At 70.5% G+C, this 12,424-nt stretch carries 14 protein-coding genes; 5 read left to right on the top strand and 9 right to left on the bottom strand.

Annotation, left to right across the window (positions count from 1 at the left end):
• The 9 genes from ACTJLF_RS04500 to ACTJLF_RS04460 form a co-directional block, all read right to left on the bottom strand.
• A partial coding sequence (locus ACTJLF_RS04500) for a MerR family transcriptional regulator (protein WP_440882582.1) occupies positions 1–336 on the bottom strand: 336 nt, incomplete at its 3' end.
• A 127-nt stretch (positions 337–463) separates the two neighbouring features.
• Positions 464–781: a chaperone modulator CbpM gene (locus ACTJLF_RS04495; RefSeq protein ID WP_126021976.1), complete on the bottom strand. Its 318-nt coding sequence runs from the start codon at positions 779–781 to the stop codon at positions 464–466.
• Positions 782–783: 2 nt separating this feature from the next.
• Positions 784–1,746: a DnaJ C-terminal domain-containing protein gene (locus ACTJLF_RS04490; RefSeq protein ID WP_019652036.1), complete on the bottom strand. Its 963-nt coding sequence runs from the start codon at positions 1,744–1,746 to the stop codon at positions 784–786.
• A gap of 59 nt (positions 1,747–1,805) precedes the next feature.
• Positions 1,806–2,453 carry a histidine phosphatase family protein gene (locus ACTJLF_RS04485; RefSeq protein ID WP_440882581.1) on the bottom strand — a complete coding sequence of 216 codons (648 nt, stop codon included), beginning with the start codon at positions 2,451–2,453 and terminating at the stop codon, positions 1,806–1,808.
• Positions 2,454–2,476: 23 nt separating this feature from the next.
• Positions 2,477–4,879 (bottom strand): penicillin acylase family protein, encoded by a 2,403-nt coding sequence (locus ACTJLF_RS04480; protein ID WP_440882580.1) that lies wholly within the window; start codon positions 4,877–4,879, stop codon positions 2,477–2,479.
• A gap of 94 nt (positions 4,880–4,973) precedes the next feature.
• Positions 4,974–5,555 carry a glutathione S-transferase family protein gene (locus tag ACTJLF_RS04475; protein WP_126182213.1) on the bottom strand — a complete coding sequence of 194 codons (582 nt, stop codon included), beginning with the start codon at positions 5,553–5,555 and terminating at the stop codon, positions 4,974–4,976.
• A gap of 34 nt (positions 5,556–5,589) precedes the next feature.
• Positions 5,590–6,228 carry a CDP-alcohol phosphatidyltransferase family protein gene (locus tag ACTJLF_RS04470; protein ID WP_132751392.1) on the bottom strand — a complete coding sequence of 213 codons (639 nt, stop codon included), beginning with the start codon at positions 6,226–6,228 and terminating at the stop codon, positions 5,590–5,592.
• A gap of 148 nt (positions 6,229–6,376) precedes the next feature.
• Positions 6,377–7,120 carry a glutamine amidotransferase gene (locus ACTJLF_RS04465; RefSeq protein ID WP_440882579.1) on the bottom strand — a complete coding sequence of 248 codons (744 nt, stop codon included), beginning with the start codon at positions 7,118–7,120 and terminating at the stop codon, positions 6,377–6,379.
• Between the two features lie 33 nt (positions 7,121–7,153).
• Positions 7,154–8,053, bottom strand: a complete 900-nt coding sequence (locus tag ACTJLF_RS04460; protein ID WP_184603904.1) for a LysR family transcriptional regulator — start codon at positions 8,051–8,053, stop codon at positions 7,154–7,156.
• A 129-nt stretch (positions 8,054–8,182) separates the two neighbouring features.
• On the opposite strand from ACTJLF_RS04460, the gene ACTJLF_RS04455 reads away from it, so the two are divergent.
• From ACTJLF_RS04455 to ACTJLF_RS04435, 5 genes are all read left to right on the top strand, one after another.
• Entirely contained in the window at positions 8,183–9,343 is a 1,161-nt protein-coding gene (locus ACTJLF_RS04455) for a CaiB/BaiF CoA transferase family protein (RefSeq protein ID WP_440882578.1), read from the top strand.
• Positions 9,336–10,280 (top strand): hydroxymethylglutaryl-CoA lyase, encoded by a 945-nt coding sequence (locus ACTJLF_RS04450; RefSeq protein ID WP_019652044.1) that lies wholly within the window; start codon positions 9,336–9,338, stop codon positions 10,278–10,280. The genes ACTJLF_RS04455 and ACTJLF_RS04450 overlap by 8 nt, the downstream gene beginning before the upstream one ends.
• 58 nt (positions 10,281–10,338) lie before the next feature.
• Positions 10,339–11,313, top strand: a complete 975-nt coding sequence (locus ACTJLF_RS04445) for a Bug family tripartite tricarboxylate transporter substrate binding protein (protein WP_440870825.1) — start codon at positions 10,339–10,341, stop codon at positions 11,311–11,313.
• A gap of 102 nt (positions 11,314–11,415) precedes the next feature.
• Positions 11,416–11,886 (top strand): DUF4124 domain-containing protein, encoded by a 471-nt coding sequence (locus tag ACTJLF_RS04440; RefSeq protein WP_026346114.1) that lies wholly within the window; start codon positions 11,416–11,418, stop codon positions 11,884–11,886.
• Positions 11,887–11,897: 11 nt separating this feature from the next.
• Positions 11,898–12,371, top strand: coding sequence for a ribonuclease HI family protein (locus ACTJLF_RS04435; protein ID WP_019652046.1), 474 nt, complete (start codon positions 11,898–11,900; stop codon positions 12,369–12,371).
• Positions 12,372–12,424 lie beyond the last annotated feature (53 nt).

Raw genomic sequence — 12,424 nt, 5'->3', positions numbered from 1 at the left:
AGCGCTTGTCGCATCGAAATTTCTCGGGAGGGTTGACACCGGATGTCTCATGCGGTGCTCGTCCTGTCTCAGCGCGAGCAGCCTGGCGATGTCGCCCATGCCGAAGCCCAGTGCGTGCGCCCGGCGGACGAAGCGCAGCACGCCGATGTGCTCGTGGCTGTATCCGCTGCTGAAGGCGCCCAGGACCAGCCCTCGGGCTTCGCACTGGCGCAGCAACCGTTCGGAGATGCCCGCACGGGCGATGGCCTCTTCCATGCCGAATCGCGGTTCGGGCTGCGCTGCGGTTGCCGATGCCGATGCCGAATCCGGCGTGCCTTGGTGGCGAGGGTTCTTCATGCGAGCTCCTTCGTGTCGAGAAGGCTCGCAGTCTTCGGCTTCGCACGGTGTCAAGGTCAAGCGGGCGGGCCGCTTTTCCCTTTGGACGGGAGGGCGAAGCGGCCTCCCGCCGGGCTGCCTGCGCCGCCTATCGAAGGCCGTGCGCGTGCAGGGCCGCCTTGAGGCGCCGCACCTCGTGCTGCAGGTCGAGGATCAGCGCGGCGGCATCGAGGTTCACGCCGAAGTCGCGCTCCAGCCTGCGCGCCTCGAGTGCGCACTGCAGGTCGGTGCTCGAGAACTCCCAGCGCTCGGGCGGCGCCTCGGCTGTTTCGATGCGCAGGATGCCGACTTCGACCAGCTGCACGACCCAGGCGGTGTCTGCGCCGACGGCATGCGCCAGTTCGCTCGCCGCGAGCGGCTGCGATGCGCTGATGGCGGTGGTGCTCGTGAGGGTGAAATTCACCATGCTCAGACTCCCAGATGCTGGCGTGGGTTGAAGGATGAGGTGGCCTGGGCCAGTTGCTCGTAGGCCTTGCGGGCGTCGTCGCTGTCGGCGGGCGGCACCGCGACTTCGATCAGCAGGTACAGGTCTCCCGGCGTCTTGCCTGCAAGCCCGCGGCCCTTCAGGCGCAGCTTCAGGCCGCTGCGCGCGTTGCGCGGCACGGTCACCTCGACCACGCCGCCGGTCGGCGTCGGCACCTGAACCTGCGCGCCCAGCGCGGCCTCGGTGGGCGTGACGGGCAGCGTCATGTACAGGTCGCGTTCCTCCACGCGGTAGAGCTTGTGCGGGGCGATGCGCACTTCGAGGTACAGGTCGCCCGGCGGCTCGCCGCCGTGGCCGGGCATGCCTTGGCCGGCCAGTCGGATGAACTGGCCCGGGTGGACGCCCGGCGGGATCTTCACGCTGAGCGTGCGGTTGTTCCACTGCGGGTGGCCCTGCGCGTCGATGGTCTGCGCCCGCAGCGTGATCTCGCGCTCGGCGCCGTTGAGGGCGTCTTCCAGGGTGATCTCGATCGCCGCATGGTGGTCTTCGCCGCGCGCGCGGAAGTTCTGCCGCGCGGCGCCACGTCGCTCGGCCTCGCCGAAGAGCGAAGAGAAGAAGTCGCTGAAGTCGGCATGGTCGGCCGGACCCTGGCGCGGGCCGCGGTGGAACTCGAAGCCTTCGTCCCAGCCCGGCGGCGGACGGAAGTCGCCCTCGGGGCTGCCGCCGCGCGCGACGCGGTCGGCCAGCGCGTCATAGGCGGCGCGCTTCTCCTTGTCGCCCAGCACGTCCTTGGCCTCGTTGATGTCGCGCATGCGCTGCTCGGCATCGGCCTCGGTGCTGACGTCGGGGTGGTACTTGCGGGCGAGCTTGCGGTAGGCCTTGCGCACCTCGTCGTCGGACGCGGTGCGGTCGATGCCCAGTGCGCTGTAGTAGTCCTTGAATTCCATGGTGCGTGGTGGTTCGTTGGGTGGACGGCATCGAGGTGGGGAAAGATCCCCGGCAGCTACTAGGCCAGGGCCGCGTCGCCGTCGGCGTGCCGCAGCAGCGGCGTCACGGCCCATGTGGGGCCGCGGCGCTCGAAACGCAAGGGCTGGGCGTTGCCGAGCAGGCCGAGGTCGACGGGCACGCCCAGCAGAGCGGCCAGCGCGTAGAGCGTACCGCCGTGCGCCACCACCAGCACCGGGGCCGGCAGCCGCAGGGCGGTGTCGATGGCCTCGCGCGTGCGCGCGATGAACTGCGAAAGCGTCTCTCCGCCCTCGGGCTCGCAGGCCCAGTCGATGTTGGCGGACGAGGTGCCGATGAGCGCGCCGAAGTTGCGCTCGCGCAGCGTGGCCTGCGCGGCCGGCACCAGCTTGAGCGCGGTGGCTACTGCATAGGCGGTGTCGTTCGCGCGCCGCGCGTCGCTGCACACCACCGTGCGGATCGGCTCGCCCGCCAGCAGCGTGGCGGCGCGCGCGGCCTGCTGCAGGCCGAGCTCGCTCAGTGGCTCGTCCACCGCCTGGAAGATGCGCAGCACGTTGCGGCCGGTCTGCCCATGGCGCAGGAAGTAGAAATGGTCGCAGTCGGGCGAGAGCGGCTGGTCCGCGGCGATGCGGATCAGCTGGTCGAGCCCGCTGGGTCGGGCGTGGGCGGGGGTAGCGGTCTGTGTCGACATGGATGGAAGGTGGTATCGATCGGTCAGTAGGCGAGCTGCAGCGGCGCGCCCACGCGCTGCGCCTGCACGTCGGCGCGGTGGAAGGGCAGCGGATGCCACTGCTTGGCCGCGAACAGCGGCAGCTGGTCGTAGGCGCGCGGCGAGGCGGGGTCGCTGCTCTGGCCGTAGGTCAGCAGGCCCTGGGCGACGGGGCCGTTGGCGTCGAAGCTCACGACCTGCATGTAGCTGCTGCCGTAGTTGACGTTGTAGCCCTTCGGGTCGATCAGCGACTGGCCCTGCGACTCCAGCTTGTTGAGCACGCCCTCGAACTCGTCGCCGCCGTGCAGCGCGATCTTCTGGCCGCGCACCAGGCGCGACTGCGGCACGCCCAGCGGCACGTCGGCTGCGAAACCGGCGGTGCGCAGGATGCCGACGGCCTCGCCCAGCGCCTTGAACACGGCCTCGCGCGTGGCCGGCGTGGCCATGTCGAGCCCGGCCGGCGTCGCCACCGGCTGCGCGGGGTCGAAGGGCAGGCGCCAGACCTTCGGGATGTCCTTGGCCTTGCGCCAGAACTCGCGGAAGAGCGGTGCGCCCTTCGAGTCGGCGTTGCTGGTGCGGTCCCAGGCTGAGAGCACGCGGCAGCCCAGCGCCTGGTCGGTGTCGAGCGCGCTGCCGGCGGCGCGGCAGGCTGCCTGCAGGTCGTCCATCACCAGCATGCCGGCGAGGTTCCTGTCGCGGAAGATCACGCTTCGCAGCTCGGCCGCGCCCATGCGGTTGCCGGGCAGGCCGTCGGTGCCCGCCAGGCGGCTGCGGATCTCCAGGATGCCGCTGCGCGTGCGCAGCCGCTGCGGCACGCCGACGGGGCCCACCAGCGGCGAGATGCCCGCCGCCGGTGGGACGTCGGGGTTGCTGAGCCAGAAGCTGTCGTTGCTGTTCTGCACGTAGTCGGGCGTGACGAGCACCGGCATGCGTGCCGGCGCGATGATGCCGGGCGCGGCGGCGGCGCTGTCGCGGTTCCAGGCGCAGGCGCTGCGCGAGCCGTCGAGCACCGCCAGGCCGGCCGCGTTGAGCAGCGCTGCAGCGGCGGGCGAGGGCGCGCAGCTCCTGAGCATCTCGGCCGACACGTCGGGCACCACCGACAGGTCTGCGTACATCGCGTTGCCCTCGCGGTCGGCGGCGATGGTGTTGATCCACGGCATGCCCTGGTTGCCCATGGCGGCACGCAGCTCTGTGACGTTGCGCGCCAGCGCCATCTTCATCCACGCGTCGGCCGATCGCACGTTGAGCGTGTTGGCGTCGCGGATGGCATAGGCCTTCTGCGCGGTCCAGCCCAGGCCGGCGCGCGGCAGCGAGATCACCGGGCCCCAGTCGGTGGAATAGAAGGTGTGCTGTACCTGGGGCGCGCTGCCGCCCGTTGCGGCGGCGGGCAGGGTCACGGTGCGCGCGAGCATCTTGCGCGGCTGCCCGTCGACCAGGTACGTGGTCGGATCGGCGGGGTCGAGCTTCAGTTCGTAGAGCGTGAAGCGCTTGCCGGTCGAGACGGTATGGGTCCAGGCCACGTCCTTGTTGAAGCCGATCGCCACCACGGGGCTCAGGCCGCCGGTCGCGCCCATCACGTCGAGCTTGCCGGGGATGGTCAGGTGCATCTGCCAGAAGCGGTTGGTGCCGTTCCACGGGAAGTGCGGATTGCCCAGCAGCAGGCCGCTGCCGTCCGGCGTGGCGTTGCGCCCGAAGGCCCAGCCGTTGGAGCCGAGCTCGCCGCCCTCGGGGTTGGCGTTGAAGCTGTGGCGGCCGATCTCGGCGACGGCTTCCTTCAGCTCGACCGGCGCGGCGCCAGTCTTCGCGCCGGGCGCGGGCGGCACTGCGGCCAGCACGGCGCCGGCCAGTGCACCCAGGCCGCCCTGGATCATCGACATCTCGGTGGCGCGCGACAGGTCGGCGGCCGTCATCGGGCGCACCCAGGGCTTGCCGCGGCAGGCTTCGGGCAGGCCATTGGCGCCGGCGTCCCGCAGGTAGCGGTTGTAGCCGGCCACGTAGTCGCGCAACGCGGCCTGCACCTCGGGGCTGGTGGTGGCGCCCGCGCGTGCCAGCGCGGCGTCGTCCATGTGATAGCGGATGAACAGGTCGATCTGCGCGTTCGGCGCGCGGCCCAGGCCCAGCTCGCCGGTGTTCTGCGCGCCGAGGAACTGCGAGCGCTCGCCGCGCAGCGTGAGCAGGTGCTCGGCCGTCTGGCAGACGTTGTCCTGCGCATGCGCGTAGGCGCTGCCGTAGGCCAGGCCCTCGTAGTCGGGCGCGGTGATGTGCGCGATGCCGAAGGTGGTGCGCTCGATGGTCACGCTGCGCCCGCCGGGCGGCGGCGTGCTCGCGCAGGCGGTAAGCAGGGCGGCCAGGCCCAGCGAAAGGGCCGTGAGCGGAAACCGGGAGGGCGTGGCGTTCTTCGATGTCATGCGGGCGTCTCTCTTCTTGGATGGGAACAAGCAAGCCGATTAAAGGACGTGCCTTCGCCGCGCATTGTCACCAGCGCGGCACGCCGCGCCGGGTTCAGCCGAACTTCATGCCCTTGGGACGGGCCTGCAGGCGGTGGATGTACGCATCGATCTTGGGGCGGTTCGAGCGGCCGCCGAATGCGCGGTGCCAGATGAACATCGAGCCGATCATCACGTCGGCCGCCGTGAACTGCGCCCCGAAGAGGTAGGGGCCGTCGCCCAGCTCGCGTTCGACCGCGTCCTTGGCCGCCTCGAAGTCGGTCCAGCCGCGCGCGCTGTTGTTGCTGCGGATCTTCAGGATGGCGTCGCCCATCGCGGGCTCGAGCTGCGAGGTCGAATAGACCATCAGCGACAGGTAGCGGCCCCGCTCGGGCGAGCCGACGGGCGGCGCCAGCCGCTTGCCGGGAAACTTCTCCGCCACGTACATGCAGATGGCCGCGTTCTCGAAGATGCGCGTGCGGCCGTCGACCAGCGCGGGCAGCTTGCCGGCCGGGTTGATCTTGAGGAACTCGGGCGTCTTGTGCGCCTTCTCCCGGATGAGGGTGGGCACGATCTCGTAGTCGACGCCGGCTTCGTCGAGCATCCACTTCGCCACCTGCGCCCGGCTGTGCGGGTCGAAATACAGCTTCATGGTCATGGGTGTGTCTCCTGCGGCCTCGACAGGCGATGGGTCAGAACTTGGGAATGCGCAGCGTCTTGCTGATCATGAGCGTGCCCGAGAGCGCGAACAGCAGCGCCAGCGGATGCAGCTGCCAGGGCCCGACGACCCATGCGCCGCCCCACACGTCGGCGCCGATGCGCCCCTGCCATGCGGCATACGCCAGCACGGCCACCAGCACCACGCTGGTCGGGATGGGCGTGCCCTCGAAATACTTCACCTTGCCGGAACCGGCCGAAAGCGTCTCGGCCGTCACGTTGAAGCGGGCGAGCCGGCTCACGCCGCAGCAGACGAAATAGACCAGGATGGCGCAGTCCCAGCCGCCATCGAGCCCCGCCGCGAAGCCGAGCGCCGCGGGCGCCACGCCGAAGGAGATCACGTCGGCCAGCGAGTCGAGCTCGCGCCCGAGGGCCGACTGCGTCTGCCGCCAGCGCGCGATGCGGCCGTCGAGCACGTCGAAGACGAAGGCCGTGGGCGCGAGCGCCGCGGCCCACATGAACTGCGCGATCGAATGGCTCGCCATGAAGGCCATCGCCAGGAAGACCGCCCCAACGCCGCACGCCGCATTGCCGAGCGTGAACACGTCGGCGAGGTGGAACTCCCGGATCATCGAGAAATGCTTGCGGCCCGGCACGGGGGATGGTGTGGTCATGAAGAGCGAAGGAAGAAATAGGACTGGCTGGCGGCCGATGGACCGCACCTTAACCGAAGCAGCGGGCGCAGCCTGTAGTCGCGGTCCGACGCGCGGGCGCCGCCTGTCGGACAGGCCGGGACAGGCCGGGACAGGGCAGGACAGGCGTTCAGGCCTGCCGGTGCGCCTCGACGATGCGCGCGAAGCGGCCGAGCAGGCTGGCGGCCGCATCGGTGTCGACCACGCCATCGCGCAGCGCGGCCGCGTCGGCGCCCTTGGCGGCCAGCTCGCCGGCCAGCACGCCGATGTAGCCGCGCATGGCGTCGGCGCTGAATTCGGGGTGGAATTGCACGCCCCAGGCGTGCCGGCCGACACGGAAGGCATGCACCGGCTCATGGTCGTTGCGGGCCAGCGGCACGGCGCCTTCGGGCAGGCGCAACGCGCTCTGCCAGTGCACCGCATGCGCGGGGAACTGCGCGGGCAGGCCCTGCAGCAGCGCGTCGGTGGCGGCGGCCTCGCCGAGCGTGACGGTGACGGTGCCGACTTCGGCGCCCTGCGGATGGTCGCCGGCTTCGCCGCCCAGGGCGTGCGCGAGCAGCTGGTGGCCGTAGCAGATGCCCAGCACCGGCGTGTCGCGTGCGACCAGCTGCGCGAGCCAGGCGGCGGTGGCTTCGCTCCAGGGCTCGCGGTGCGACACCATCGCATGCGAGCCGGTGACCACTGCGCCGGCCACGCCGGCGGGGTCGGGCAGGGCGTCGCCCCGGCGCGGATCGATCACCAGCAGCGGCAGCGCGTGTTCGCCGAGCCCGTCGGCGATCCAGTGTTCGAAGTCGCCGCCCTGCTGCGCGCGCAGGGCCTCGAAGGTGCTTCCCAGCTTGACGATGACGAGGGGATGCGGTCGGGAGATGTCCATCCCGCGATCATGCCGCAGAGCGAAAGCTCGGTTTCAGCGGGCGGCTTCCCGGCTGTGCAGCAGGTCCATGAAGGCCCGGCTCACCGGCGAGGGCGAGCGGCCCGCCCGCGTCACCAGCCCGATGGGCCGCGACATGACCGGCCTCTGCAGCGGCACCGTCACCAGATCGTCGTTGTGCGCGAGCTGCAGCGCCAGCCGGGGCAGGGCTGTGATGCCCAGTCCTGCCGCGACCAGCGCGCCCGCGGCCGCCACGCTCGGGTACTCCAGCGCCGGCACCACCTGCAGCCCGCGCTGCAGGAAGGCCGCGTCGGTGATGGGGCGGATGCTGCTGCGGAACCCGCTGGCGATGAAGGGCCGCGTCGCGAACACCGACCACGCGACCGAGGCTCGCGACGCGAGCGGGTCGTCGCGCCGGCACAGCAGCATGAACGGGTCGTCGATGAGATGTCGATAGAGCATCGGCTCCTGCGGCCCGGGACGTACGCTGATGCCGAAGTCGGCCTTGCCCTCGTCCACCGCGGAGCGCACCAGCTCCGCCGGCCCCTCGACGAACGAGAACGCCACCTGCGGATGGCTGCGGCGGAACTCGGCGATCGCATTGGGCAGCAGCGCCACGCCGGTCGATGGCAGCGCCGCGATGGTCAGGTGCCCGCTGCGTCCCTCGAGGAACTGCGACAGCTCGCTGAACGAACTGTTGAAGTTCTCCAGGATGCGCAGCGCGATCGGCAGCAGCTCGCGCCCGGCGGGCGTGAGTTCGACATGCCGCGTGTCTCGGTCGAAGAGCCGCGCACCGGCCAGGTCCTCGACGATGCGGATGGTGCGGCTCAATGCCGGCTGCGAAACGTGCAGCGCCGATGCGGCGGCGCGGAAGTTCGAGGTCTTCGCGACCTCGGCGAAGGCCTCCAGCTGCTGCAGCGTGATGTCGACTCGCAAGGCACTTCCTTCGGGATTGATCCGCTCAAGTTATCACAGATATAGAAACATTCGTCTTCCCAGATCAGTGAGCGGAGGCCAGACTTCGAGCCATCTACAACGGAGACAACCCCCTGCGGGGCACGAGTCATGCAAGGAATTCTGGAAGGCATCCGGGTGCTCGAACTCGGACAGGTGCTGGCCGGCCCGTTCGCCGGCGCCATCCTCGCGGACCTTGGCGCCGACGTGGTGAAGCTCGAACGCATCGAAGGCGGCGACGACGCGCGCCACATGGGCCCGGCGTTCCGGCACGGCGACGCGCTCAACTTCCACGTGTTCAACCGCGGCAAGAAGTCGGTGGCCATCGATCTCAAGAGTGCCGAGGGCATGGCCGTGTTCGAGCGGCTGGCAGGGGAGGCCGACATCCTCATCCACAACCTGCGCCCGGGCGTCACCGAGTCGATGGGCATCGACGGGCCATCGCTGTGCGCGCGCCATCCGCGCCTCGTCTACTGCGGCATTTCCGCCTTCGGCCATACCGGGCCGCTCGCCATTCAGCCGGGCTACGAGCCGCTCATCCAGGCCTTCAGCGGCCTGTCGAGCATCAACGGCGGACCGGACGACCCGCCCATGCGCACCGGTGCCTCGGTGTGCGACCAGGGCACCGGCATGTGGGCGGTGATCGGCGCACTGGCGCTGCTGCAGCGGCGCCATGTCACAGGCAGGGGTGGCGTGGTGAGCGCCTCGCTGCTGGAGACCGCGCTGGTCTGGACCGGCCAGAAGTCCGACGCCTATGCCAACGAGGGCCGCCAGCCCGATCGCCATCGCTCGGGCCACCCCGGCTTCGTGCCCTACGAGGCTTTCGACACCGCCGACGCACCGCTGCTGGTGTGCTGCGGGAACGACCGGCTCTTCGCCAAGTTCGCGCACGAGCTCGGCCGCGACGACTGGATCGCCGACGAGCGTTTCGCCACCAACCGCATGCGGCTGCGTCACAAGGCCGAACTGCTCGCACAGATCGGGACGCTGCTGCGCGCAAGCACCCGCGACGAGTGGAGCGCGCGTTTCGCCGCGGCCGGCGTGCCCTGCGCGCCGGTGCACACGCTGCCCGAGGCCATCGCGCATCCGCAAGTCGAGGCGCTCGGCATGCTGCAGGGCGTGCCGGGAGAAGACTTCAGGCTCACCGCGCTGCCGTTGTCGATCGATGGCCAGCGGCCGTCGCACCGCTCGGTCGCGCCGCGGCTGGGCCAGCACAACGCGGAATTCGGCGCGCCCGCCGTGCCGTCGAAGGAAGGGAGCACCCATGCCTGATCTGCCGCGCCGCGTCCATCTGCACGAGGAAGGCCCGCGCGAGGGCTTCCAGATCGAGGCCGGCCCCATCGCATCCGCCGACAAGGTGCGCTTCATCGAGGCGCTGGCCGAAACCGGGCTGGAGGAGGTGCAGTGCGTCTCCTTCGTGAACCCCGAGCGCGTGCCCGGCATGGCCGACGCCGAGGAGGTCGCCCGGGCCATCCGCAAGCGCGAGGGCGTGCGCTACACCGGCCTGTGGCTCAACCTGCGCGGCATGCAGCGCGCGATGCGCACGCAGCTCGACATCGAAGGCACCATCGGCACCAGCGCGTCGGAAGCCTTCTCGGTGCGCAACAACGGCAAAGGCCTGGACGCGCTGCGGGAGTCGCAGCGCGAGACGCTGGCCTTCTGCGTCGACCACGGCGTTGCGGTGACGCGCGGCATCGTCACCACGGCCTTCGGATGCAATCTCGAAGGCGCGATCGCCCCGGCCACCGTGGTGGAGCGCGTGGCGCAGATGCTCGAGGTGATGGCCGAGTTCGGCCTGCACCTGCCGATCCTGCGGCTGGCGGACACCGTGGGCTGGGCCCAGCCCAACGCCATCGCCTCGGTGGTGGGCGCGGTGCGCGAGCGCTGGCCCGATCTGCGGCTGGGCCTGCACCTGCACGACACGCGCGGCACCGCGATGGCCAATGCGCTCATGGGCCTGCAGATGGGCATCGACACCTTCGACAGCGCCTGCGCCGGCCTGGGCGGCTGCCCGTTCGCAGGCCACACCGGGGCGGCCGGCAACATCTGCACCGAGGACCTGGCCTTCATGTGCGAGGAGATGGGCATCGAGACCGGCGTGGACCTCGATGCGCTCATCGGCTGCGCGCGCATGGCCGAGGAGATCGTCGGTCACCCGCTGCCGGGCAAGCTCATGCGGGCGGGCACGCTCGGGCGCTTCCGCCACTGATCGCTGCCGCCATCTGGCGAGCCGAAGAAGAAAACAAACCACAGAAAGAGACAACACCGTGCAGACCTTCGCTTCCCGACTCCGCGCAGCCACGGCGCTCTGCGCGGCCGTGCTGACCATCGCCTCGGCCCATGCCCAGCAGTACCCCGCCAAGCCCATCACCATCGTCGTGCCCTTCGGCGCGGGCAGCGGCACCGACCAGCAGGCGCGCAGCATGGCGCAGGCGCTGGGCGCCGAGTACAAGGTGCCGGTCATCGTGGACAACCGCGCCGGCGCCAGCGGCTTCATCGCCGCGCAATACGTGGCCAAGGCCGCGCCCGACGGCTACACCGTGCTCATGACCACCAACACCACGCACGCGGCCAACGAACACCTCTTCAGGAAGCTGCCCTACGACCCGGTGAAGGATTTCACGCCGGTCACGCTGCTGTCCAAGGGCCACATGCTGCTGCTGGTGAATGCCGATTCGCCGATCAAGTCGGTGGCCGACCTCATCGCGGCCGCAAAGAAGTCGCCTGGAAAGCTCAACTTCGGCAGCGGCAGTTCGTCCAGCCGTGTGGCCAGCGAACTGCTCAAGCAGATGGCTGGCATCGATGTGGTGAACGTGCCCTACAAAAGCAATCCTCTGGCCATCACGGACCTGCTGGGCGGACAGGTCGATTTCATGTTCGCCGACGCGCCGACGGCGCTGCCGCAGGTGAGAAGCGGCAAGCTGCGTGCGCTGGCCGTCAGCGGCAGCAAGCGGCTCGAGGCCGTGCCCGCGCTGCCCACCGTGGAGGAGGCCGGCGTGAAGGGCTACGACATGTCCTACTGGACGGCCGTTTACCTCCCGCCAGGCGCACCGGCCGCCATCACGCAGAAGCTCAACGAGATGATGGTCAAGGTGTCCGCTGCGCCCGCCGTCGTCGCCTATCAGGCCACCACCAGCGGCGAAGCAGCCACCAGCACGCCAGAGGGGCTGGCCCGGTTCCAGGCGGCGGAATCGCAGAAGTGGGGGCAGGTGATCCGCGCGGCCGGCATCCAGCCGGAATGACGACGCCACGGGTGGGGCCGGGTGCCGGGGGGCTCGCAAGCGGATCGGGGTAGGGCTACAGTCGGCCTGTTTCCAATCCTTTCCGGGCAACCGACCCATCCGATGCGTTCCCTGGCCATCTTCCTGTCGATCTCCGCCGCTGCGCTCGGTGCGCACGCCGCCGAGGTGGTGCGCTGCACCGATGCCAGCGGGGCCGTGTCGTACACGAACGTGGCCTGCCCGCCGGGCAGCAAGCAGTCGCGGCAGGTGCCGATCCTCGAATCGCCTCCGCCCGACCCGGCCCGGCGCGACTACACGCCGCCGCAGGCCTCGCCGACACCTCCGGTCGCGCCGCCGAGCCGGGTGGCGGGCAATCCGCCCTCCGGGCCGGCCATCATTCCGCGCTATCCGGAAGAGAGCCTGCCGCAGGCCGCGGCGGATCCGCCGGGTGTGGTCATCCTGAGCCCCGACCCGTACTACGACGGCGTGCGCCCCATCCGCAGGCCGCGTCCGCCGCATGCGCAAGACCCCGGTCCGCCGCCCGGCCAGCGGCCTTGCCAGAACCTCGCCGGCATCAAGCGCAACAACTGCTGAAGACCGACCGGATGAGTGCTGGGGACGAACAGGAGGCCGGCAGCGCGCCGTGGGTCGTGCATTGCGACGGCAGCGCCATGCCCAATCCGGGCCGAATGGGCATCGGTGCCGTCATCACCGCGCCGGACGGCAGCCGCCACACGCTCTCGCAGGCCACGCACACCACGGGCTGCAACAACGAGGCCGAACTGCTGGCGCTGACGCTCGCGCTGCGTGACCTCCGCGAGCGCGGTGCGACGGCGGTGCGGGCCTACAGCGACAACAGCATCCTGGTCGAGCAGCTTGGCGCGACCGGGCCCGAGCCCGCACCCATCGTCCGCCTGGCCGGCCTCTTCGACGAAGCCCGTGCACTGCTGGGCAGCTTCGACGACGTGCGCCTGCACTGGATTCCGCGCCATCGCAACGGCGAGGCCGACGCACTGGCGCGCGCCGCCTTGGGGTTCGGCCCCAAGCCGCCACCGCGCCGGCACCGCAAGCGCCGGTAGGCGCCGACGGGTTCCGGAAAAGGGAACCCGTGCCGGAGCCCCTATCATCACGC

Origin of the sequence: Variovorax sp. 22077 (genome assembly GCF_052044195.1) — a bacterium.
GTDB classification, from domain to species: domain Bacteria; phylum Pseudomonadota; class Gammaproteobacteria; order Burkholderiales; family Burkholderiaceae_C; genus Variovorax; species Variovorax atrisoli.
Note: the sequence above shows the minus strand (reverse complement) of the source record. Positions and strands in the feature narration are given on the sequence as shown.